Source organism: Citrobacter sp. Cpo012, from assembly GCF_030333015.1.
Taxonomy (GTDB): domain Bacteria; phylum Pseudomonadota; class Gammaproteobacteria; order Enterobacterales; family Enterobacteriaceae; genus Citrobacter; species Citrobacter portucalensis.
The window spans coordinates 469927-493756 of sequence record NZ_JAOWGR010000043.1; the positions used below are offsets into that span (position 1 = coordinate 469927).

The window sequence follows — 23830 nt, forward strand, 5'->3', positions numbered from 1 at the left end:
CGCAAAACCTGGGCAAGAATAAAAGAGACCAGCGAGAACGTTATTTACTGATGTGAATATCGCGTAACACAGAGAGATTTCCCTGCTGAACAAACGTAAACGCGACCTTATCGCCTGGCTTAATATCATCAGCCTTCGTATCAGCAACCAGCGTAAAGCGCATCGTCATGGCCGGCCAGTTCACCGCTGGAATAGGGTCATGCTTAATCGTGATTTTTTTACTCTCCATATCAACAGCTTCAATCACCCCGGTAGCGCTAATGAGTTGTTCCTGTTGAGCCGCTGGCTGCATATTCATCATCTCGCCATGCTGATTTTCATTGGCCTGGGCGTTAAACATAACCACAGAGAAAAGGCTAAACAGTACGGCTTTGGCGGTAGTATTCATACATCATGCTCCTGAAAAGTTAATATTAAGGATTACTCCACCCAACCGCCGCCTAAGGCAGCAAACAGTTTAATTTCATTAACCTGTTGGGCGTAATTAAGATCGAGCAGCGATTGCCGCGTAGCGAATAAAGAACGTTCTGCGTCTAATACTTCGATATAGCTAACTGCGCCATTCTGATAAAGCGCTCTGGCGCGCTGTAGTGTGATTTGCAATGAATCCAGATAACGCTGCTGCCCACTAATTTGATCGGCAATGCTTTGGCGTAACACCAGTGCATCCGCCACTTCTTTAAACGCGTTCTGAATTTTTTGTTCGTAATTCACCACCGACTGCTGCTGGCGAATTTCTGCCAGGTCGAGATTGGACTGATTACGTCCGGCGTTGAAGATTGGAATATCTATTTTGGGGACAAAATTCCACATGCCGCTGGAGGCATTAAATAAATTGGAAAGATCGCTACTGCTACTGGACACGGAACTGGTCAACGTTATCGACGGAAAAAATGCCGCCCGCGCAGCACCGATATTGGCATTTGCCGCCAATAATCCGTGCTCAGCTTCCATAATATCCGGGCGCTGCAACAGTATTTGCGACGAAAGCGATGGCGGCAGCGTTACCGGTTTAATATCCCCACGGCTGCGCGCCTGGTCATCGGGTAATTTCCCGTATGTACCCAGCAACAGTTGCAGCGCGTTATTGGCCTGTGCCAACTCACCTTTACGCTTGGCAATTTCGCTACGCGTACTTTCAATCACACCGCGCGCTTGTTCCAACGCCAGTACGTTGGTGCTACCGGTTATCAGTTGCTTCTCTACAAAAGCATAAGAGCGCTGATAGTTTTGCAGCGTTTCTTCGGCAACTTGCAACTGCGCGTAAGCCAGACGCTGGTTGAAATAGCTTTGCGACACGTTGGAAATTAATAAGATATGCACCGCCCGACGCGCCTCTTCGCTGGCGAAGAAGTTCTGCCGTTCGGCTTCACTCATATTTTTAAGCCGCCCAAAGAAATCCAGGTCGAAACTGAGATTGAGTCCAGCTTCGAATTCACGATCGGTGCTGCTATCACCTTTTAATTTACCGCTGTAGGTACCGCTGGAGCCTGCCGTGATTTGCGGATAACGGTCAGCGTCCGTGACGCCATACTGCGCTCGCGCTTCCTGAACCTTCAGCGTCGCCATGCGTAAATCGCGGTTATTGATCAGCGCCTCACCAATCAACGCCTTCACCTGGTCGTCAACAAAAAAGGTTCGCCACCCCGTGTCCTGGTATTCACCAGGAGCCGACACCAGGGAATTCTGGCTTAAAGAAAATTGCTGTGGCACCGGCAAGGCCGGGCGCTGATAGTCCGGCGCCAATGAACAACCAGCGAGCACGAATATAGCGCTGAGAGTAAGAAGCTTAAATTTGCTCATAGTTCTTCTCGTCCTGACCGGACTGATGTCCCTAAAATAAGTAGGAATTTATAGTCTTGTACTTTAACGAAGTGACTCTGTTTAACCGGTGACAGGAAAATGACAAAACTGTCATTTTCCCAATAACAGATTGCTATCCGATCCCGCTTCCCTAGAATTGAAAGTCCGCACAACCAGTGCGAGAAGGAGAATGCGATGAAGGTTTTGATAGTCGAAGATGAGAAAAAAACCGGTGAATACCTGACGAAAGGCCTGACGGAAGCGGGTTTTGTTGTGGATTTGGCGGATAACGGCCTGAACGGGTATCACCTGGCGATGACCGGCGATTACGACCTGCTCATACTCGACATCATGCTGCCGGATGTAAACGGCTGGGATATCGTGCGGATGCTGCGTTCCGCCAACAAAGGAATGCCCATTCTTCTCCTCACCGCACTGGGTACCATTGAACATCGGGTTAAAGGTCTGGAATTGGGTGCTGATGATTACCTGGTTAAACCGTTTGCCTTCGCCGAACTGCTGGCACGGGTCAGAACGCTGCTGCGCCGGGGCGCTGCGGTGATTGTTGAAAGCCAGTTTCAGGTCGCGGATTTAATGGTCGATCGGGTCAGCAGGAAAGTCACCCGCAGCGGTACGCGCATCACCCTGACCAGCAAAGAGTTTACGCTGCTTGAGTTTTTCCTGCGCCATCAGGGGGAAGTTTTACCCCGCTCACTGATCGCCTCCCAGGTCTGGGATATGAATTTTGACAGCGATACTAATGCCATCGACGTCGCCGTTAAGCGTCTGCGCGCCAAAATTGATAACGATTTTGAGCCGAAACTGATTCAGACCGTGCGCGGTGTGGGATATATGCTTGAGGTTCCTGATGACCAGTAAACGATGGCGGCGCCCTTTTTCACTGGCGACACGACTGACCTTTTTTATCAGCCTGGCGACAATTGCTTCATTTTTCGCCTTTGCATGGATAATGATCCACTCCGTGAAAGTCCACTTCGCCGAGCAGGACATCAACGATTTACAAGAGATTAGCGCCACGCTGGAGAGGATTATTAACCAACCCAACGAGCCAGAATCACGCCGCCTGGAAACGCTAAAAAATGTGGTGGCGGGTTATTCGAACGTCATTATTTCTCTGGAAGATAACAACCAAAAGGCCATTTTCCATTCGCCCAATGCGCCGGATCTCCGGCAGTTTATCGCCAGTGCAAGACCGGATAAAAATGCTCATGCCAGCGATGTTTTTATTATCTCAGGCCCCACACTGCAAACCTCCAAACATATCCACGGACAGAAAACATCGTCTAACTGGCGAATGATTCGCCTGCCGGTAGGACAACTTGCCGATGGAAAACAAGCGTATACGCTGTATCTGGCATTATCGATCGACTTTCATCTGCACTATATTAACGATCTGAAAAACAAGCTGATTATGACAGCATCGCTGATTAGCATGATGATTGTTTTTATCGTGTTGTTCGCCGTATACAAAGGTCATGAACCGATTCGTAACGTCAGTCGTCGCATCCAAAATATCACCTCGAAAGATCTCGATGTACGCCTCGATCCGCAAGCTGTTCCTATTGAACTGGAACAACTGGTGAGTTCGTTTAATCATATGATCGAACGCATCGAAGACGTATTTAAACGCCAGTCGAACTTCTCAGCGGATATTGCCCATGAGATCCGCACGCCAATAACTAACCTCGTCACCCAAACGGAGATTGCGCTCAGCCAGACCCGCAGCCAAAAAGAGCTGGAAGATGTGCTGTATTCCAATCTCGAAGAGTTTGGCCGTATGTCGAAGATGGTGAGTGATATGCTGTTTCTGGCGCAGGCGGATAACAATCAGCTGATCCCAGAAAAAAAAGCGCTCAATCTGGCTGATGAGGTCGGTAAAGTGTTCGACTTTTTCGAAGCCTGGGCTGAAGAGCGTGAGGTTGGTTTACGGTTTGAAGGACGCGCATGCTGGGTTTCAGGCGACCCATTAATGTTACGCCGGGCAATGAGTAATCTGCTGTCAAATGCCATGCGCTATACGCCAAAAGGCGAGTCGGTAACCGTGCGGGTGAAAGAGGCGGATGGCCAGGTGCAGATAGTCGTTGAGAATCCCGGAAACCCCATTCCCCCGCAACATCTTCCGCGACTCTTTGACCGCTTTTATCGAGTGGACCCTTCACGACAGCGTAAGGGCGAAGGCAGCGGCATTGGTCTGGCGATTGTGAAATCAATTGTGACTGCCCATCGAGGAAAAGTCTCGGTGACTTCCGACCCTCATGCCACTCGCTTTATTCTGACGCTGCCCAAGCACGCGATTTAATTTATGGTGATGACGCTTATACCCGTCATCACCTGTTGTCTGACACAACCGTCATAATCCTGTCACGCCACTGACAGCCCCTATTAATTATACTTTCTTCCGTAAACCCAAACAGGAGAAATATGATGAATAAGATGTCCTCTTTTTTAGCTATCGCGTTTTTTATTTCAGCTGGCGTTAATGCGGCAGAAACACCCAAAATGCATCAGCAGGCCGCAATGGCTCATGAAATGATGAATAACAGCGACGCTCCTGCACATCAAAAAATGGCACAAGCACACGCCGCGCAAGCAAATAATTCATCGTCAACATCAACCAATGCGCAATCATTTTCACAAATGAATGAACACGAAAAAGCGATGGTTGTTCACCAATCGGTAAACAACGGCCATTCATTTGCTCATGAGGTACAGGCCGAGCAGCACCGCGCGCAGATCTCCACTCAGGGGTAAAGACGAACTATATTGACAACGACATCCATAAATACGCGAAGTTTGAATATTGTGGACTACTCTCCCCACGCGGGCCTGTTTATATACAAGCCCGCGTCCCACTTCATCGTTAATGTCAATATTAATAATTCATTAAATCCTTCTTCTAAAAGTAAATACATCTTAGCTCTCTACCCGGATTGTATAAAATAAGTAAATAAACAGCTTATTATGTTGCGTATTACAGCATTCACCACCCCACCCTAATTATAAATTAGGATTTCCCCTGGTATGCTTCATTAATATTTAATGGGAGACTGCCGTCGTCGTAAACATGACAGTCAAAAAGTTCGCATTCCTATAAATAAATTTAATGATGATAGTGAGTAAAAAATGAATAAACGTCTGCTAACCCTCCTGGTCCTTGGCCTGACAACTGCCACAACAGCATGTGCAATTACCCCGGCAATGCAGAAAAAGTATGAACGTTCAGGTTGTACGCAGATGAGTGAACTCAATGGCTGCGATGTGAATAAATCCTATCAGTGGAACCGCGATCATGGCTTTATTGAGAACAGCAACGGCCAGCAGAATCGTCATCATCATGGTGAAAAACAGCAAAATACCACTAACACGGATAACCACGATAATGCCGGTATTGATGGCAAATTCAGCGGAAATTACGTGGCCAAATTTGCCAATGGTCAACGCAGCGTTGATATTCACGTCGAAGATTCCGGCGTTTACGTCAATGGTAATGAAGTGCGTGACGTAAATACCTATAAGGATACGATGACCTTCCGTGTCGGCTATGCCACCTATACGATTAAAACAAATGGTCACGGTAGCTGGAATGACAGCGATGCAGGAAACACAGGCAAAATTGTGCGTGAATAACGGATAACGCTAAAGAGCGCTGCGATCACAGCGCTCTCAAAAGCGATGCATTACAGTATGCCGTTTTAATACGGGAGTCAGGCATGGCTTTAACCCTCACAGTGCTGCTTGAAAACCGACGCGCTGCTGGCGCAGAAATATCAATACTGGCCAAGCCTGGATTAAGTCTGTTAGTTCAGGATGAAACAACCACAATATTGTTTGATACCGGGCCGGATGGCAGCTTCATGCATAACGCTGCACAAATGGGCGTGGACCTGACCCAATTAACCGCCGTAGTGCTGTCGCACGGTCATTATGATCACTGCGGCGGCGTGCCGTGGCTTGCGGATAACAGCCGTATCATTTGCCATCCTCAACTGGCCTGCGAGCGTTACGCATCGATAACGGTTGCGGGAATACCACGAAAAATTAAAAAACTCTCGCGTGATAACAACTACTCTCGATTCATAATGGAATACACCCGCGAGCCGCTGGCTATCAGCGATCGTTTTTTGTGGTCCGGGGAAATCAGTGTCCCCACGCCACAGTCCTATGGCGTGATTAGCGAGAAAACACTCCAGCCAGATTACATCAGTGACGAAGGCGTATTGATCTATAAATCTGCACGCGGGTTAGTCATCATTACCGGTTGCGGGCATCGGGGAATAGAAAACATCGTACGCCATTGCCAGAAAATCACCGGGGTTAACAAAATTTATGCCCTGGTCGGTGGCTTTCATTTACGCGCCGCCTCCCCCGCTAAGCTATGGCGGACCCGACAATTTATTCAGCAACAGCAACCCGAAAAACTGCTCGGCTGTCATTGCACCGGTTCGTGGGGGCGATTGTGGCTACCGGGAACTGACGCCCCGGCAACGGGAGATGTGATAGTGCTGGCTGAGTAACAACAGTAAAACGTTGCCCAAACAGCAATAAAAAACGGGAGCCTTACGGCCCCCGTTTATCAGTCATCATTACATGGTGACAATTGCTGGCTCATCAAAGACGGTGAGTTTTGGCGCTTCACCGGTGTATTTTTCTGCGTATACCAGGCTGGTATTCCCGGCACAACCATTCGCCAGTCTTGAAGTCGGGATATCCGCCGTCAGCACGTTCGCGCCGCCATTTTTACAGATACCGTTTTCAATATCCGGCCATGCGCCTTCATGAATACAGATGATACCCGGTTTGATGCCGTCGCTGACGTGCGCCCCAACCAGAACCTGTCCACGAGCATTCCATACGCGGACCAGATCGCCCTCGGCAATCCCTCTGGCTTTTGCGTCATCCGGATGAATCGTCACCGGTTCACGATTGGCAATCGCGTACTCTTTACGTAGCGACGCGTAGTTCAGCTGGCTATGCAGACGATGTGCCGGGTGCGCCGTCAGTAGCTGCAGCTGATCTTTATCCGCAGTTCCTTTCCATTCATCCGGTTCAATCCAGGACGCATGCGGCGGACAGTCTTTATACTGATAGCCTTCAATCGTTTTCGAGTAGATTTCAATCTTGCCGCTCGGCGTTCCGAGTGCGTTCATCACCGGATCGCTGCGGAAATCCGCGTAGCGCACATATTTGTTATTCTTTTCATTCTCACGCATTTCGATCAGCTTATTCTGCTGCCAGAACGCGTTGAACTGAGGCATGGCAACACGCTGGGCGCGGGCGGCTTTTTGCGCGACGTCATAGAACTGCTTCAGCCACGCCATTTCGTCTTTGCCTTCGGTGTAGACAGCTTTCCCCCCCGGCTTAAGCATCTCAGCCAGATCGGCAAATACGTCAAAATCACTACGCGCTTCAAACTGCGGCTCAATGACCTGCTTCATCGGTACCAGATGCTGGTTACTGTAATCACCGGTCATGGTCAGATCGTTACGCTCAAACGAAGTGGTGATTGGCAGAACGATATCTGCGTGTTTGGCCGCAGCGGTCCAGTAGCATTCAGAGATGACAACCAGTTCAGGCTTCTGCCAGGCTTTGATTAAGCGGTTGGTATCCTGATGATGGGTAAAGTTAGCGCCGCCCGCCCACCAGATCATTTTGATATCCGGGAAGGTTTGCTCTTTACCGTTATGTTGATATTTGCCGCCTGGGTTTTCCAGCGCTTCGACAATTCGCGCTACCGGCAGGCTGGTCACCGCATCGGAAACCGCCCAGTCATTACCTGCCGATGACCCACCCTCAATTTTGGCGGAGATCGCCGGTAAAACCCCACCGATACGCGTTGGATTACCGCCGTTGGAATAGTGATAAGAGAACCCGAAGCCGCCGCCTTCGGTACCAATTTGCCCCAGCATCGCCGCCAGAGTCACCAGCATCCAGTGTTTTTGCTCACCGTATTGCTGGCGCTGAATCCCCCAACCTGCCATGAGCATGGTTTTGTTGCTGGAGAAAATTTCCGCCAGCTTTTCCAGTTGCTCAGCAGGCACGCCACACACGCCAGATGCCCATTCGGCGGTTTTCTCTACTTTATCGCTCTTGCCGAGCAGGTACTCTTCAAACTGCGGATATCCGGTAGTGTATTTTTCCAGGAAGGCTTTGTCGTGAAGGTTTTTCTTCACCAGCGTATGGGCGATCCCTAACATCATTGCCACGTCGGTCCCCATATGTGGCGCAATCCAGGTCGCATTATCACCAAAGAACTCGATGGTTTCAGAACGCATCGGATCGATGGCGATGACGCTTTTCCCTGATTTCTTCAGCAGATTAAAGTATTCGATCCCTTGTTCATCCGTGCTGCTCCAGGCAATCTTAAGGGTGTTGAGCGGGTTCATCCCCCACAGCACCACGACCTGACTGTGCTCAAGCACCATCGGCCAGGTGGTTTGCTGCTCATAAACCTCAACCGATCCCACAACGTATGGCATGATCACCTGCGCGGCACCGGTTGAATAATCTCCGGTATGCCCAGCGTAGCCACCGGCCATGCTCATATAGCGTTGCAGTAAGGTTTGCGCCTTATGCAGAACGCCGCTGGATCGCCAGCCATAAGAACCGGCAAATATCGAAGCGGGACCATAGCTGCTGCGGATCCGGCTGTGCTGTTCATGAATGAGCTTCAGCGCCTGTTCCCAGCTGACCCGCACAAAGGGATCGTTACCGCGTTTGCCATCCGCTTTACCCGGGTTTTCCAGATAGCTTTTGCGCACCATCGGATACTTCACGCGGATATTGGTATGAACCTGATCTGGCGCGGTTTGCTGTAATGAGTTCGGCACCGTTTTCGGCAACGCACCTTTTGAGGAAACCACTTTTCCATCTTTTACTTCCACGTATACCGCACCCCAACGTGCTGCCGTCAGGATTGCTCCGCCATTCTGGCCTTCGGCCCAGGCTGGCATTGGGATCACCGAAGAAATCGCCATTGTCCCGGTTGCCGCGCCAGCCGTCTTAATAAAGTCACGTCTTGTGAGTTTCATGATTTCTCCTGATTGATCGCTTATTTATTCATGTCTTTAGCGTTGTACTGGAAGTAACGGCTCAGGATATCCAGTTCGGTTTCACTGATATTGGTGCGGGCCCCCATCCCTTTGGCTACTGAAGGCCAGGCGTTAAGCGTGAAGTGATTCGCCGGAATTGGCGCATGACAGCCCGCGCAGTAAACATTGTCGAGTTTGCGCGCGTAATCCCACATAGGTTCACGGCTGGCGAGTGCGGAACCGCTCCATTCGCCCTGCAGCACGACATCTCGCCACGCATTGCCGTAGTCATCTTTTTTCCAGTCGGAGAGGATCTTCAGCGACTGTTGACCTTTTTCACTCAGGCTGGCAAGAATCAAACGCTGCCCTGCTGCGTAGTAAATAACCTGTTCACTTCCTTGCATCTGGCTACCGCGAATCTCGACCAGTCGCGCATTGTCCGTTGTTTTCAGGACCTGCATTTTGGTTGCCGGGTAAACAGTTCCCAGATCGCCAAGCGCGGTGTTGCTTACAGCATAAAGTTCAGTTGCTGAAGCTGGGGTGGAGGCTGACTGCGCTTCAAGTCCTTTAAGCGCACTGTCATCCATTTTTATTTCAGGTGGGAAATGGGCGACGCCTTTATGGCAATCAATACAGGTTTGCTTTTCCGCGATGCCCATTTTGTGCATCTTCTGAGCATCCGCGCTTTGTGCGGCAAGATCCATGGCGTCCATACTGTGGCAGCTACGGCAGGTCGCAGAATCATTAGCCTTGAGCTGTGCCCAAACGGTTTGCGCCATCTCCAGACGGTGTTCTTCAAATTTTTCCGGGGTATCGATTTTTTTGGTTATGAACTGATGATAAACATCTTTTGAGGCCCGCAGCTTAGCCACCAGAAAATCCAAACCGCCCTCCGGGATATGACAGTCCGCGCACTCTGCGCGAATACCTTTCTGATTCTGGAAGTGAACCGAGCCTGTATATTCTTCGTAGGGCGCCTGCATCGTATGGCAAGACAAACAGAATTCTGTACTCGAGGTTTTATGTAATGTCCATTGCCCTGCCAAAACAATAACTGCACCAAGAACAATGCACAGCAGCATCGTCCATAGGATAGTTTTATTTATTTTTCTCATCTTTTAATTCCATCAGACGAATACCCTTTTAGAGGTAGACAATAAATATCCTAAAGCAGCTATTTATTGATATTCATCAAGCGCGGAGAGAAATGAGAATCAGCAAATGGGTAAGTTTGAAGAGGCTCGCATAATTAGTGAGAACGAAATGTAATTATTGTTTTTTCTTTAAAAACAGATTTTTAAACCACTTGCCAAGTTTATACATCTGTAAAGTAAGATGATGTCAGAATAAAAAATTACGGAGTTCATAACGCTGTTGAAATTACCCCCTTAACGGCCATCGTTATATAATTAAATATACAATGAAAAATATAAAAAAGCACCCTTTTCTATTTCGAGATGGCAAGCATTAACGAGGGGACATCTCTTTTGGTTTTGCTGAGAAATACATTCAAGATAGGCTTACAGTACATACTGCTTCATGACGCGCACTGATGCACACATCCTTGATCTGGTCACTTATTATACAGAAACAACTTTCGCTACACTCAGGGTAGAGGTAAAACAAACAGGAGGTAGTGAATATGTATCGCTCAATTCTGGTGCCCATTGATATCTCTGAAGCCGATCTCACTCGTCATGTTGTGCCGCAGGTCCAGGCGCATGCCAAAACCGCGAAGGTCCACTTTTTAGCCGTTATTCCTACCGTTCCGTTCTATGCCTCGCTGGGACTGGCCTACTCTACCGAATTTCCGGACAGAAGTGGTCTGCAGGCTAAGGCCAGCGAAAAACTCGAAGAAATTATTAAGCAGTTCAATATTCCTGCCGGCAGGACTCAGACCCACGTCGTTTACGGCCCGCCGAAGGATCAGATCCTCAAGCTGGCGGAGGCGGTTGACGCCGAGCTTATCGTCATCGCCTCACACAAACCGGGGTTTAGCACTTATTTACTGGGTTCAACGGCGGCAGCCGTAGTCCGCCACGCGAAATGCCCGGTGCTGGTTGTGCGGTGATAGGGTTAAAACGGGAGCGAATATGCTCCCGTTTTTCTGTGGCTCAGGCTATCACTCAGTTCTGATGATCCAGCCTGACAAATGCCAGTAGCAGCTGGCTCAGCGCAGCGTAGAAACCAAAGTCATCATATCGGCGGCATTTAGCAGTGAACTCCGGTAACCAGCGTAACAGCCCCGCCAGCGTTTCTCTGCGCAACGCATCAATACGCTGACGGCTAACCCCTGGCTCACCAAGAGAAAAATGCAGATGGCTCAGCAGTTCGATAAAAATCGCCAGATGATCGGCTGATTCGCTAAACGTATCGCTTACCTGCATGCCCGCATCAGATAACAGTTGTTTAATGACCCCGTAGTTTGGCCCTTCTTCAAGATGAGCCGACGCATAGGGTAACGCGGCGTGTTTATCCGACATCAGGAACAGGCTGCAAAAATCAGCCGCCAGTTCCAGGGTAGCGTCTTCACGTACCTTGAGCGCGGCAATTTTCGCTTCCAGCAAAAGAACATCGGCCTCAAGCGACGGTTCACCTTTGAGCACGGTGAACCACTCCGTCATTTCGCTGGACTGCAATTGCGCTAATCCCTCACCGTCACGCTCCCGGGAAAACATTTGCGCCAACCATGCATAAACACAGGCCATCTGTTCTGTCGTCAGGGAGGTGTGTTTCATCATGACGTCACCTTCTCCGCCGGGACATATTCGCACTGCGCCACCATTTTTATCGGGCCGCTGAACGCCGTCACGTTATCCACCTTACCGGTATATTTCTCAATTTCCACCAGCGTAGTATGCGCACTGGTCGCCTGCGCCAGCTGAGACGTGCCGATATCTAGGGTTAACACGTTCGGATTACCGTATTTACACAGCGCTCCGCTTTCTCCACCGTTATCAGGATCGTACCAGGCACCTTCATGGATGCGCGCCACGCCCGGCGAGTAGAGATCGGAGACAACCGCGCCGGCCAGCACTTGTCCACGCGCATTAAATACACGAACTATATCGCCGTTGCGGATCCCCCTGGCGCTGGCATCCTGCGGGTTAATAAACACCGGCTCTTTGCCACCTACCGCGTAATGCTTACGCAGCGCTTCGGACTCGCAGAGCTGTGAATGCAGACGGAAATCCGGGTGGACGGATTGCAGATGCAGCGGCCAACGTTGCGATCCAGGCCCACCGTGTGAACGTTCGATTTTCTCAAACCACATTGGATGCCCCTGACAATCGTCATATTGCATATCGGCAATAGTTTTCGAATAGATCTCGATCAAACCGCTCGGCGTCCCCAGAGGCTCAAGGTCGGGATCTTCGCGGAAGGCCTGATGACGGACAAACATCTGCGGATGTTCGAATTCAACGTACTCTTGCTGATTCCAGAAAACGTCGAAAGCCGGAAGATGAACACCGCGTCCCTTCCCTTGCTGGCTTCCTTCCTGCCAGATGCGCTTCAACCAGCCCATCTCATCCAACCCTTCTGTGAACGCTTCTTCACGGTTAAAGCGGCGGCAAAGATCGCGGAAAATATCGAAATCATTACGCGCTTCAAACTGCGGCTGCACCAGCTGCTTCATAGCGATAATGCCGCGGTTGGAGTGGTTGCCATATTGGTCGAGATCGTTACGTTCAAACTGGGTCGTCGCCGGTAATACGATATCGGCGAATCGACAGGTCGAAGTCCACTGATTGTCGATGGCGATAACGGTTTCCAGCTTGCGCCAGCCCTCAATAATACGGTTGATCTGCTGGTGACGATGGAAAGGGTTGGTCCCGGCAAAAACGCACATCTTCAACGGTGGCAGCTTGACGGTTTTACCGTTCCAGTTGATGCTCTTGCCCGGCTCCAGAATCGCATCGATAAAACGCGCGATCGGGATGGTACTGCTGTAGCCCTTATAATCGGTGCTGTCATGTACCGGTGGAACGGTGGTAGAACCAGAAAATCCGTTCAGGATAACGCCTTTACGCCCTGGGGTGCCCGCGCCGTTGTAGTGCCAGCCAAAGCCAAATCCCCCTCCGGGTAAGCCAATTTGCCCGAGCATTGAGGCCAGCACCACGATCATCCACGCCCACTGTTCCCCGTGCTGCATACGCTGCACGCACCAGCCAGCAATAATTTGCGTTCTGCCGCCCGCCATCTGCCGCGCAAGTTCACGGATTGTCTCAGCATCAATCCCGCAGATTTTTTCCGCCCACTGGGCATCTTTAGGCTGTCCGTCACTTTCTCCCAGCAGATAAGGCAGAAATTGCTCAAACCCAACGCAGTAGTTCTCGAGGAAATGCTTATCGTAGAGCTTCTCGGTATACAGCGTGTGTGCCAGCGCCAGCTGTAGCGGCACATCAGCCTGCGGATTCACGGCGATGTGCTTAACCTTGTCGCGGCCCAGGTAGTCGTGAGTCGAGGTAATGACCGGGTCAACGCTGATGACCGAAATCTCGCCCCGCGCCACTTTATCCTTCAGTTGCTCGTAGTATTCGTAGACATCATGATCTGGACACCACCAGTTCGCCTGCTGGTTTTTGATGAGGTCAGAACCCCACAGCACAATGGTTTTGCTGTTTTCGAGTACCAGTGGCCAGGAGGTCTGCTGTTCATATACCTCCATTGAACCCACCACGCGCGGCAGAATGACCTGAGCAGCACCGGTGGAATAGTCGCCCCCCGTACTCACGCTGTTGCCATGCAGCGCAATGGCACGCGCCAGCATCCCGGAAGCATTGTGGAACATCCCGGTCGATTGCCAGCCGCTGGCCGTTAGCAGCGCGCTCGGACCATAAGTCTTCTGAATGCGCTCCAGCTCCTGATAGAAGAAATCCAGCGCTTCATCCCACGAAACGCGCACAAAGCGGTTATCTCCACGTTGCGAGGTATCGCTCTGATGGTGTTTACGCAACCAGTCCACGCGGACCATGGGATAGCGAATACGCGCTCCACCGTGTACGTGATCCGGGAGTCCGGCGATCATTTTTGACGGGTATTTATCGCGCTCGAACGGCCTGGCTTCAATGAAACGACCGTCAACCACGGTGGCACGAATCGCCCCCCAGTGAGAACCGGTCAGAATCCCCTCTTTGACGCCTGCCCCCTGCACCTCTGCGGCATTAGCGCTACGCGGCGTGAGCAGCGAAGGCCCTAACATACCAGCTACGGTCAAGCCGCCCAGTTGCAGCAAAAAACGTCGGCGCGATGCCTGAAAGAGATCGTTATTTTTCATTGCTTTCTCCCTTATCGCCATGCGGCTTATCCGTAGTGTCAGAGGCATTCATCTGCAAATATTTCAGCAAGGTACGTTCTTCGCGTTTATCCAGACTGGTAAATCCAATCATGCCGTTCAACGTGCCAATCCAACCGTTAGCATCAAAGTGTTCTTTCTCTGGTGCACCGTGGCATTGGTTACAGGTTCCGTTATAGAGCGAGTCGGCATAAGCCCAGATAGGTTTGATATCGTTGACCATATCGCCCTTCTGCATCCAGGCAGTGGCCTGCAATTTACTCCATGGCGTATTCGTTTCCGCAACGGTGGTTTGCTCCAGCGTCTTCACGTGCTGCTGGATGTCGCCACGAATGGAAGCCACAAAAATGCGCTTGCCCGGCAGTTGCGCCAACACGCGCTGACGCCCATTACTCTCGGTCCAGCCCACAATTTCAATTTGCAGCCAGTCACCATCACGCTTTAACACTTTCACTTCAGAAGCGGGCAGCAGTGAGCCTGCAGGTTCTTTATCACCTTTGGCGGCATAAATAGGTTTGATGTCCAGAGAGTAGAGCGTCTCGCCATCGTCGTTCGCCCTGGCGCGTAACTCATCAAACTGCTTGCGGAAACCGCTGCTCATATCGGGAAGCTGGTGTGCAATACCTTTATGGCAGTCGATACAGGATTGGTTGTCCTTGGCCGCAATCTTCATCTGGCGCGCAGCTTCAGGATGTTGTTTCGCGTGGTCCATCGCATCATAGTCATGACAAGAACGACAGGTCGCGGAGTTGTTCTCCTTCATTCGCGCCCATTCGCGCTCCGCCAGCTCAGCGCGTTTGGCTTCGAATTTCTCTGGAGTATCAATAGAGTGGGCAACAAAGGTTTGGTAAATATCGTTGCTGGCCTCCAGCTTACGTTTCACCATGCCTGGAATATCGGATGGAATGTGGCAGTCATGACATTCTGCGCGCACCCCGGAGGCATTCTGAAAATGCGCAGACTGTTTATATTCTTCGTAAACCGGCTGCATACTGTGGCAGCTCACGCAAAACTCGGTAGAACTCGTTAATTTAATACCAACGTGCGGCAAGACGATCAGCGCAATACCGACCACAATCCCGATAACGACCAGCGCCAACACTGACCAACGTGCGCTCGGTCTGAGCAGCGCCCTCCATAGTTTCCGCATAATAGCCCCTGTAATCTTATGGTTTAGTTACAGAGGATCTTATTTCTCAAATGTGAACAGCAACACTGGTCAGGATGAATGGCTTACGGCACAATGTGAACAGATATGAACAGAAAGAGAACACCATCAGGATGCCGCATCACATTGTCATTGTTGAAGATGAACCCGTTACCCAGGCGAGGTTACAGGCATATTTTGAACAGGAAGGTTATCATGTCTCTGTCACTGCCAGCGGAGCTGGTCTGCGTGAAATCATGTCACAACATCCTGTCGATCTCATTCTGTTGGATATCAACCTCCCGGACGAAAATGGCTTAATGCTGACCCGCGCCCTGCGCGAACGCTCAACGGTGGGGATCATTCTGGTGACAGGTCGTAGCGATCAAATTGACCGGATCGTTGGCCTGGAAATGGGCGCTGATGATTATGTCACCAAGCCGCTGGAGCTACGTGAACTGGTGGTTCGGGTTAAAAATTTGCTCTGGCGTATCGATCTTGCCCGCCAGGCACAGCCGGAGACCAAAGATAACTGCTATCAGTTTGCCGGATACTGTCTGAATGTCTCCCGGCATACCCTGGAGCTGGGCGATGAGACGATCAAACTCACCCGCGCCGAGTATGAAATGCTGGTCGCCTTTGTCACCAATCCGGGAGAAATTCTCAGCCGCGAACGTTTACTGCGTATGCTTTCGGCACGACGGGTAGACAATCCAGACTTACGCACCGTAGATGTACTGATCCGCCGTTTGCGCCACAAGCTACGGGCTGATTTACTGGTGACACAGCACGGCGAAGGTTATTTTTTAGCGGCCGACGTGTACTGATACAGATAAACCGGACGGAACCCGCCAGGAGACAGCGAGCGTTGAACATGCTGGCTGTCGGCATTTTTCGGGGTGAGCACCAGGATCGGCGGACTGATATTTTCCGGTACCGGTTGCCCTTGTAGCACCCTGATCGCCTGTTGAATCGCCAGTTCACCTTGCCAGACCATCTGATCGCTGGCAGCCATAATGATTCTTTCGCGTTTAAGTCCGCGATACACCTGATGCGACAGGTAAAAAGAGACCACGGTTAGCGGCGTCCCCGGATTCCGTTTCTCTCCCATCGCCGCTTCCGCAGCAATTGCCGTACCGGCAACCACATCGACATCCGGGTGACGCTCAAGCATCTCCTGCAACAGGTTGCGCTGAACTTCAATATCATTATCCCCCAACGCCACATCCACGATGTTCACCTGACTACCGGCAATCGCCTGACGGAATCCTGCCACCATTTCGCGGCTGCCTCCGGCGTCATCAGGTCCTGGCAATAGCAGAACCTTTAACGGTTTGCCGCCGCTCCACTTGACCAGATAGCGGCCCGGCTGATACCCCATCTGGAACCACGGAACACCGACCCGTGCTTTCACCGTCGGATCGTCTATCGCATTCACTACCTCAATGACCGGCAACGCGCCTACCTGCGCGGAAAGATCCGGGAAAGTCGTCGTGCTGCTACCCAGCAATATGGCATCTGCTCCCCATTGCTGGCACTGGGCGATTTGTGTTTTTTGCGTGGAGAACTGACGATACCCTCCCGCCTCTAACACCTTCAGACTTACTCCGTATTTTCTCGCCGCCTCAAGCATGCCGTAATTCACGGAAAGCCAATATGAGTCTTTCAGGCTGGGATACAGCGCGCACAGTTTCCAGACTTTGTTTGCAGTAACGTCCGATTGCAGTTCCGGGACTGCCTGCTGCGTATCCTGCCAGCGCAGCAATGCGGCCCCAGCCGCATGACTCAAACCGGGAAAAAGCGTGATTAACAGGAAAACCAATACGCGCATGATAGCCTCAACATTGATAAGGCTTTATCCTAGTTGCTTTCCTCTTTTGGACTCAACCTTTTTAATCTGTGGCGACCAGACAGTGAATTTATCTCTGACCAAACGACTGTGGATAGGCTTTGCGCTGATGGCGGCACTGACTCTCATCAGTACGCTGACAGGCTGGTATAACCTGCGTTTTGTCAGCCAGGTTGAGCAGGCCAATACCCAGGCGCTAATTCCAACCATGGATATGGCACGCCAGCTCAGCGAAGCCAGCGCCTGGGAACTGTTTTCCGCACAAAATCTGACCACCGCAGACAATGAAAATATGTGGCTGGCTCAGGGGAGAATGTTAACCGCCCAGAGTCTGAAAATAACCACATTACTCAAAACCCTTCGTGAGCAGGGCTTTGATACTTCTGCCATTGAACAGCAGGAGAAAGAAATCGCCCGATCGTTAAGCCACCAGGGGGAGATGGTTGGCGAACGCCTGAAATTACGCGCTCAACAGCAACAACTCAGCCAGCAAATTATTGAGGCCACCGCTGACGTTGCCGAAATGGCACGCGGTCAGGCCAGTAATGCCGCCACGTCGGCGGGAGCGACACAGGCCAGCATTTACGATTTGATTGAGAGCCATCAGGGGCAGGCCGCTGAACACGCGCTGGACAGGCTCATCGATATCGATCTGGAATATTATAACCAGATGAATGAACTGCGCCTGAGTGCGCTACGCGTGCAGCAAATGGTGATGAATCTGGGGAATAACCAGGCGCAGAATAACCTGGCTGCGCTGGAAAACCAGTTGAATGCCGCCGTCAGAGTACTTCAGCGCCGACAAATACGTATTGAAGATCCCGTGGTGCGCACTCAGGTGGCCAACACCGTCAATACGATTAGCCGTTATGTTGAGCTGCTGTCCCTGTATCGCCAGGATAATGACATCACGACCCAATTACAGATCTTATCGCAGAATAATATCGAGCAATTTACCCGTTTCAGTAGCGAAGTCAGCCAGTTGGTGGAAACCATCGGCCAGCGTAATCAAAGTGGACTGGCGCATCTCAAACAGACCAGCCAGCGCGGGCAACACTTGCTGCTGCTGTTAGGTGGCGTGTCATTATGTTTGCTGATTCTTATACTTTGGCGTGTGGTTTATCGCTCAGTCACTCGACCACTGGCACAGCAAACCCAGGCGTTACAGCGTCTGCTTGAGGGGGATATTGACTCCCCATTCCCGGAAACCGCAGGCGTTCGTGAACTGGATACCATCGGGCGGTTGATGGATGCCTTTCGCGGCAGTGTTCACGCCCTCAATAGCCATCGCGAACATCTGGCTGCACAGGTTAAAGCTCGCACCGCCGAGCTGCGTTCTATGGTATCTGAACACCGACAGGCCCGTGCAGAAGCTGAAAAAGCTAACCAGGCAAAATCGGCGTTTCTTGCCGCCATGAGCCATGAAATACGCACCCCGCTGTATGGTATCCTCGGCACTGCGCAGTTGCTCTCAGACAATCCCGCCCTGGCACAGCATCGGGAAAATCTACGCGCAATCACCGACTCGGGCGAGTCTTTGCTGACCATCCTCAACGATATCCTGGACTATTCCGCCATCGAAGCCGGTGGAAAAAATGTGGCGATAGGCGATGAGCCTTTTGAACCCAAACCCTTGCTGGAAAGTACGCTTCAACTCATGAACAGCCGTGTTGCTGGTCGCCCTGTCGTGCTGGTTGCGGATTTTGCCGATGACGTTCCCGCTTCCCTGCGTGGCGATCCGCGCCGCATCCGGCAAATCATTACTAATTTATTAAACAACGCACTACGCTTTACCGATCGGGGACACATCATCCTGCGTAGCCGATGTGAGGGCAAAAACTGGTACATCGAGGTTGAAGATACGGGATGTGGAATTGACCCTGCCCGCCAGCACGATATTTTTCAGCCGTTTGTTCAGGTAAGCAGTAAACGAGGTGGAACCGGACTCGGACTAACCATCAGCGCCAGTCTCGCCCAGGCAATGCAGGGAGAGCTGAGCGTCACCAGCACGCCCGGCGTCGGGAGTTGTTTCCAGCTGCGTCTGCCATTGCGGGCAACCACGATGCCCATCATGAAACCCGCACAACGCTCCATATCGTTACAGGGCTTACGCTTATTGCTTATCGAGGATAATCCTCTTACACAACGTATCAGTACTGAAATGCTCATCCTCAATGGCGCACAGGTTACTGCTGCCAGCAGCGCCGCTGAGGCGCTAAAAATATTGCAGGAAGATACTCGCTACGATGCTGCTCTGGTTGATTTCGATCTTCCTGATATCGACGGGATCACGCTGGCACAGCAGTTAGCCCACGACTATCCGGCACTTAGCCTGATCGGCTTTAGCGCGCACGTCATCGACGAAACGCTAAGCCAAAGAACCAGCACCCTGTTCCTCGGCATTATTCAAAAACCAGTCCCCCGGGATGAACTCAGTCGACTTATTACGCATTATCTGCACGGTAGTGCGACTCTCCCGCTTGCATCAGAAAATGACAACAAACGGTTAGATTTTCATCAGTTGTCTGGAGATATCCAGGTTATGGGATGGCAAAAGGTGCGCGAATGGTTAGCGCTCTTTAAGCAACACACTCTTCCTGTATTAGATGAGATTGACGCTGCCCGCGCAGCACATGACGACGAGCAGATAAAACGTCTGATGCATCAGCTAAAAAGCAGCTGCGCCAGCATGGGAATGCGCTCAGCCAGCACGATGTGTGCAGCACTTGAACAGCAGCCGTTGGGTGATTTTTCACTCAGAGAGGAGATCCAACAAAGTCTTTATGAGGTAGAACGTTGGCTGGAAAAAGAAAAACCGTCCCGCGCGTAACGGTACGTTGAAGCTGAGCATAGAGACTGACTTTGAATGGTACGCCCTGTAGGATTCGAACCTACGACCTACGGCTTAGAAGGCCGTTGCTCTATCCAACTGAGCTAAGGGCGCATTGCGAAGTGATTACTTCATGCAGATGAAACGCGTGAATTATACGGTCAGCGCCTGCTGAGTCAATGCCTTTTGTTTCAGTTGCTGGCGAAGTGAACGAATGTTGATTTTTTCTGCTTGTTCAAGGGTATCCAGGAAATCGCCTGGTAACAACTCAGCCCACGAAACGCCAGATTTAGGGATACATGTATTTAGAATATTTATGATTTTGCTTAACATTCCCTTACCCCTCCAGCGGTTCAGGAACTCTTTAATGTTAAGTATCGCCATCAAGGAAGAAAACAGTCACTTCGAACATGGACTTAAAATTATCATCTCCCATTTGGCAAATCAGTGGCATCAGGAGATTTGCTTTTTGCCTGTCGAGGATATCGATCGCGCTGACATCGCGTTTATTTCCCTGGATGAAGATTGGCTCAGCGCCGATTGCTATCAGATTCCGGTCCATACCCGCCGCCAACACCGGGTAGTCATCTGCAACAGAAACGATAAAGATAAGCTGATGTTCCGGCCCTGCCTGTACATGTTGCCACTGATCTATCGGGAAGATGACGTTGAGGAAATGACTAAAAAATTAGTCCTCATCCTGCAAAAACGCGCGCTGCGCAACAACGTGCCCGCAACTATCTGCCATTACTGCACCACTCGCAACTTTTCTATCGAAGAACGTCAGTTCTTAATGTTTCTCGCCAGCGGCTATACCTTAGCCGAAACAGCTCACTTGCTCTCGGTAAGCGAAATTCAGGCCAAAGCCACCCGTCGCAGCATTATGAAAAAGCTGCATGTGAAAAACGATCAGCAATTCTTAAGATACATCCGGGCGCATCTGAACTTTCTACAAAATTAGGTGGCATCTCTCTGCCTGATTTTTTATTGAGAAAAATCTCATCACCAATTAAGTATCGGCACCTACTGTACCTATCTCCATGCTGCCAGAATAATCCTGGCTTACTATTTCCGGGGTAACAGAAAGACACACCCGGTAATATTTTATCTAATCCCATAGAGAGGTTGAACTGGATAAAACGACTTTTTGGGCATTGAGTAAGACATCAGAAAACTTCCGGCAGATTATTCTGATGGGATACGCAATTGCCAGTCTGATGATTGCTGAAGCATTGAAACCCAACAGCACAAGGAAACTCGCCTTTACGCTGGAGAAAATTTGGGTCAGGGATGTTTATAGTCGGCAATTTATCCAGACCTGCCGCAACAGAAATGGAATGGAAAAGGATGCACAGCGCAAAACGCCGGGATCGACATCGCCGTATACGAAACACTAACTGTACCTGGCAATATCCTCACTACACATCACAGGTATTTGACCAACTTGAGTATCTGACGCAAAAACTCGAATACACATTACCGAGTGACACTATATCTCAGGCGATTATTACGACAGATTACTATCTGGCCTATGCGCTGGGTCGACATTTATTTTCAGGAGCACGTACCGCAATCTTCCAGACCATTGAATCGGCCAAAGTCAGCCTGCGAGAGTCGGTAATTAGTCAGTTAGTGGTTGATATGGAAGGTTTAACAATCTCTTATTTTGATGTTCTGGAGTATCTGCGTCAGCTAATTAAACCGCGGAATAACATCCAAATCTTCATATTGCTTTCCCGCCACGATGAAGACCTAATCCCTTTTATTTCTCTGTCCGGTCCATTTTATATCTTGTCACGTAGCCTGCGCCTCCCGGAGATGCGCCGCGCTTTATTGTCGCCAGTCCTTAACTATATTCACTCCAGGCACATAAACCAGCTCGATTGGGCGATGGTGGAATTACTTTTACAAGGTAACTCCTTAAAAGAGATTGCTTTGTTACAAGCTCGCCCCTACCACCGTATCATCTATCGCCTGAACCAGCTGATTGCGCGTCTGGGCTTAGCAAACCGGCAGCGTTTTTTGCACCTGATACATCGCCTCAGCGTTACCTCTGCTCATTTAATTTAACACCCTAACCCTATGTGCCATAAGATTTTTTAGGAAATTACTTATTTTTATATGAGATAAAAGATCTAAATTTCACAACTATTTAATATTTACAACTATTCCTGGTATTATGCTATCTTCCACCACCCCAGTAAACCATACTGATTCTGTGCATACCAGCACAAATAGCGTCATTCCCACCTTAACAAATCCTAAACAATTAGTTTATTGTATTGTTTTTACCATTTAAAAATTTTTTTCAGTCTGCCATAATTCAAACAGCAGTAAAATAATGCCAATAGTCATTAACACATCTGGATCTTTTAGAACATCCTAACTGACATTAACAACCTGAATGTTGTAAGCCTTTTCCGAAAGAACAGAGCAGGTATAATCCCCATAGTTTTCTGATTAATTGTTAGTTTTCCCAGTGTGAAATGGATTTTCCACAAATTCATTGTTCTGTAGAAGAGCAACCGAATAAACAAGGATGAAATAATATTTATTCGACTCTCCCTCAGAACAACCCTTGGCTATTTGACAATATTATAACGCCTGATGTTTTATAAAATTATCAAGATACGCATACAGTTTGAGGCATACAACAATGAAACCAGCATCCGTTATCATTATGGACGAACACCCTATTGTCAGAATGTCGATAGAAGTACTACTTGAAAAAAACAGTAATATCCAGGTTGTGTTGAAGACCGATGACAGCCGTACGGCAATAGAGCACCTGCGCACTTACCCTGTCGATCTTGTCATTCTGGATATTGAACTACCTGGTTCAGATGGATTTACATTACTCAAGAGAATAAAGTCTCTGCAGGAGAATACTCGGGTGCTGTTTCTCTCCTCCAAATCGGAGTCTTTTTATGCCGGGCGTGCTATCCGGGCCGGTGCAAATGGTTTCGTCAGTAAACGAAAGGATTTAAATGATATCTACAATGCGGTAAAAATGATTTTATCGGGATATTCTTTTTTCCCTTCAGACACCCTTAACTTCATTAACAATATAAATATGAAAAAAGGTGTATTGAATGACATGCCGCTCTCTAATCGCGAAGTTACGGTTTTGCGTTATCTGGCAAATGGGCTCTCTAATAAGGAAATTGCTGAGCAGCTGTTACTCAGCAATAAAACGATTAGTGCTCACAAAGCTAACATCTACGCCAAACTCGGCTTGCACACTATCGTTGAGCTGATCGATTACGCAAAAATGCATGAATTAATGTAATAGCACTCCCGGCGAGACTTCGTTCGGGAGCGTTTTATCCGCGCATTGATTAGTTATAGTTAATCATAAATGTGGCATCGGCCCTGGCGAGGCCTGGCTGAACCCCGTCTGCTAACGCGATATAGTTGGCGAAAAAGGTCAGCGTGGCATTGCCGTTTTCATCAATCCCTACGGTTTGGCTGGCCTGCTCGAGCGGTAATCGCGTACGGTCACTGTCATGCAGTTCGATCGCCACCTTTTGCGCCATCACCGCGTCATCAAGCGCCAGCAACGTCGTACCCGGGGCCGGAGTACCAGAAAACGTTATTGACGCGGATCCCGGCGGGCAGCCTTCCAGCTTCAGCGTAAACGCGACTGGTTGGGTAGTATCCCCGCTGGTCTGTAACTGCTTTGTTGGCCAGGTGCCCAATTCAACCGACTTATTGCTGTCGCTGGCAATCACCGCACAGGTAAAGTCCACCACGTTTCCGCGCAGTTCAATATTGATTTCGCCCAGCGATGAGGCCGCATGGCACAACGAGCTGAATGTCAGTATGGGCAGCATCACCAGAAGCGCCCATGAAGTTG

General features: G+C 50.0%; 21 protein-coding genes and 1 tRNA gene. 11 read left to right on the forward strand and 11 right to left on the reverse strand.

All coding sequences use genetic code 11. The features are described 5' to 3' along the window. Nucleotides 1–40 precede the first annotated feature (40 nt). Nucleotides 41–388 (reverse strand): cation efflux system protein CusF, encoded by a 348-nt coding sequence (cusF, locus tag OGX90_RS22035; RefSeq protein ID WP_008784023.1) that lies wholly within the window; start codon nt 386–388, stop codon nt 41–43. A 32-nt stretch (nt 389–420) separates the two neighbouring features. Then, nucleotides 421–1803: an efflux transporter outer membrane subunit gene (locus OGX90_RS22040; RefSeq protein ID WP_008784022.1), complete on the reverse strand. Its 1383-nt coding sequence runs from the start codon at nt 1801–1803 to the stop codon at nt 421–423. A gap of 195 nt (nt 1804–1998) precedes the next feature. On the opposite strand from OGX90_RS22040, the gene cusR reads away from it, so the two are divergent. The 5 genes from cusR (at nt 1999) to OGX90_RS22065 (ending at nt 6338) form a co-directional block, all read left to right on the forward strand. Then, on the forward strand, nt 1999–2682 hold the full coding sequence (gene cusR, locus OGX90_RS22045) for a copper response regulator transcription factor CusR (protein WP_286624692.1): 684 nt from the start codon (nt 1999–2001) through the stop codon (nt 2680–2682). Continuing rightward, the gene (locus OGX90_RS22050) at nt 2672–4123 is read left to right on the forward strand and encodes a Cu(+)/Ag(+) sensor histidine kinase (protein WP_286624694.1); all 1452 of its coding nucleotides are present in this window, start codon (nt 2672–2674) and stop codon (nt 4121–4123) included. Before cusR ends, OGX90_RS22050 begins: the two co-directional genes overlap by 11 nt. 125 nt (nt 4124–4248) lie before the next feature. Beyond that, the gene (locus tag OGX90_RS22055; RefSeq protein ID WP_100272807.1) at nt 4249–4575 is read left to right on the forward strand and encodes a PcoE/SilE family metal-binding protein; all 327 of its coding nucleotides are present in this window, start codon (nt 4249–4251) and stop codon (nt 4573–4575) included. 372 nt (nt 4576–4947) lie between these two features. Next, complete coding sequence (locus OGX90_RS22060; RefSeq protein WP_286574327.1) at nt 4948–5451, forward strand: hypothetical protein; 504 nt, start codon at nt 4948–4950, stop codon at nt 5449–5451. 83 nt (nt 5452–5534) lie between these two features. Next, nucleotides 5535–6338 carry an MBL fold metallo-hydrolase gene (locus OGX90_RS22065; RefSeq protein WP_235124864.1) on the forward strand — a complete coding sequence of 268 codons (804 nt, stop codon included), beginning with the start codon at nt 5535–5537 and terminating at the stop codon, nt 6336–6338. A gap of 69 nt (nt 6339–6407) precedes the next feature. On the opposite strand, the gene OGX90_RS22070 is transcribed toward OGX90_RS22065, so the two are convergent. Both OGX90_RS22070 and OGX90_RS22075 read right to left on the reverse strand, forming a co-directional pair. Then, the gene (locus OGX90_RS22070; RefSeq protein ID WP_032942601.1) at nt 6408–8852 is read right to left on the reverse strand and encodes a trimethylamine-N-oxide reductase 2; all 2445 of its coding nucleotides are present in this window, start codon (nt 8850–8852) and stop codon (nt 6408–6410) included. Nucleotides 8853–8872: 20 nt separating this feature from the next. Continuing rightward, complete coding sequence (locus tag OGX90_RS22075) at nt 8873–9967, reverse strand: NapC/NirT family cytochrome c (RefSeq protein WP_048235934.1); 1095 nt, start codon at nt 9965–9967, stop codon at nt 8873–8875. A 527-nt stretch (nt 9968–10494) separates the two neighbouring features. Between OGX90_RS22075 and uspF the strand changes: the two genes are divergently transcribed. After that, entirely contained in the window at nt 10495–10923 is a 429-nt protein-coding gene (uspF, locus tag OGX90_RS22080) for a universal stress protein UspF (protein ID WP_003831130.1), read from the forward strand. 55 nt (nt 10924–10978) lie between these two features. Here uspF and torD read toward each other — a convergent pair whose 3' ends face one another. Genes torD through torC form a run of 3 tightly spaced genes read right to left on the reverse strand, consistent with a single transcriptional unit; the run spans nt 10979 to nt 15298 of the window. After that, nucleotides 10979–11593, reverse strand: coding sequence for a molecular chaperone TorD (torD, locus tag OGX90_RS22085; RefSeq protein WP_111465964.1), 615 nt, complete (start codon nt 11591–11593; stop codon nt 10979–10981). Beyond that, nucleotides 11590–14130 (reverse strand): trimethylamine-N-oxide reductase TorA, encoded by a 2541-nt coding sequence (gene torA, locus OGX90_RS22090; RefSeq protein ID WP_286624696.1) that lies wholly within the window; start codon nt 14128–14130, stop codon nt 11590–11592. Before torA ends, torD begins: the two co-directional genes overlap by 4 nt. Beyond that, nucleotides 14120–15298, reverse strand: a complete 1179-nt coding sequence (torC, locus tag OGX90_RS22095) for a pentaheme c-type cytochrome TorC (RefSeq protein WP_003831126.1) — start codon at nt 15296–15298, stop codon at nt 14120–14122. The genes torA and torC overlap by 11 nt, the downstream gene beginning before the upstream one ends. 131 nt (nt 15299–15429) lie before the next feature. On the opposite strand from torC, the gene torR reads away from it, so the two are divergent. Next, nucleotides 15430–16122, forward strand: a complete 693-nt coding sequence (torR, locus tag OGX90_RS22100) for a two-component system response regulator TorR (RefSeq protein WP_020996565.1) — start codon at nt 15430–15432, stop codon at nt 16120–16122. Here the strand turns inward: torR and torT are convergent. Further along, nucleotides 16095–17126, reverse strand: coding sequence for a TMAO reductase system periplasmic protein TorT (torT, locus tag OGX90_RS22105; RefSeq protein ID WP_032942593.1), 1032 nt, complete (start codon nt 17124–17126; stop codon nt 16095–16097). The two genes, torR and torT, sit on opposite strands and share 28 nt — an antisense overlap. Before the next feature lie 82 nt (nt 17127–17208). Between torT and torS the strand changes: the two genes are divergently transcribed. Beyond that, nucleotides 17209–19974 (forward strand): TMAO reductase system sensor histidine kinase/response regulator TorS, encoded by a 2766-nt coding sequence (gene torS / locus OGX90_RS22110; RefSeq protein ID WP_234692877.1) that lies wholly within the window; start codon nt 17209–17211, stop codon nt 19972–19974. Nucleotides 19975–20011: 37 nt separating this feature from the next. On the opposite strand, the gene OGX90_RS22115 is transcribed toward torS, so the two are convergent. Both OGX90_RS22115 and OGX90_RS22120 read right to left on the reverse strand, forming a co-directional pair. Next, nucleotides 20012–20088 (reverse strand) — tRNA-Arg (locus OGX90_RS22115). Nucleotides 20089–20127: 39 nt separating this feature from the next. After that, nucleotides 20128–20307, reverse strand: a complete 180-nt coding sequence (locus tag OGX90_RS22120) for a hypothetical protein (RefSeq protein WP_003831122.1) — start codon at nt 20305–20307, stop codon at nt 20128–20130. Nucleotides 20308–20341: 34 nt separating this feature from the next. On the opposite strand from OGX90_RS22120, the gene fimW reads away from it, so the two are divergent. The 3 genes from fimW to fimZ all read left to right on the forward strand — a co-directional run bounded on the left by fimW (nt 20342) and on the right by fimZ (nt 23263). Continuing rightward, on the forward strand, nt 20342–20935 hold the full coding sequence (gene fimW, locus OGX90_RS22125) for a fimbria biosynthesis transcriptional regulator FimW (protein WP_008784010.1): 594 nt from the start codon (nt 20342–20344) through the stop codon (nt 20933–20935). 386 nt (nt 20936–21321) lie between these two features. Beyond that, nucleotides 21322–22044, forward strand: a complete 723-nt coding sequence (fimY, locus tag OGX90_RS22130; protein ID WP_174770603.1) for a fimbria biosynthesis regulator FimY — start codon at nt 21322–21324, stop codon at nt 22042–22044. 586 nt (nt 22045–22630) lie between these two features. Beyond that, nucleotides 22631–23263, forward strand: coding sequence for a fimbria biosynthesis transcriptional regulator FimZ (gene fimZ, locus OGX90_RS22135; protein WP_003831119.1), 633 nt, complete (start codon nt 22631–22633; stop codon nt 23261–23263). 49 nt (nt 23264–23312) lie between these two features. Here the strand turns inward: fimZ and sfmF are convergent, their stop codons facing one another. Next, the gene (gene sfmF, locus OGX90_RS22140) at nt 23313–23807 is read right to left on the reverse strand and encodes a fimbria assembly protein (protein WP_187392937.1); all 495 of its coding nucleotides are present in this window, start codon (nt 23805–23807) and stop codon (nt 23313–23315) included. Nucleotides 23808–23830: the final 23 nt, after the last annotated feature.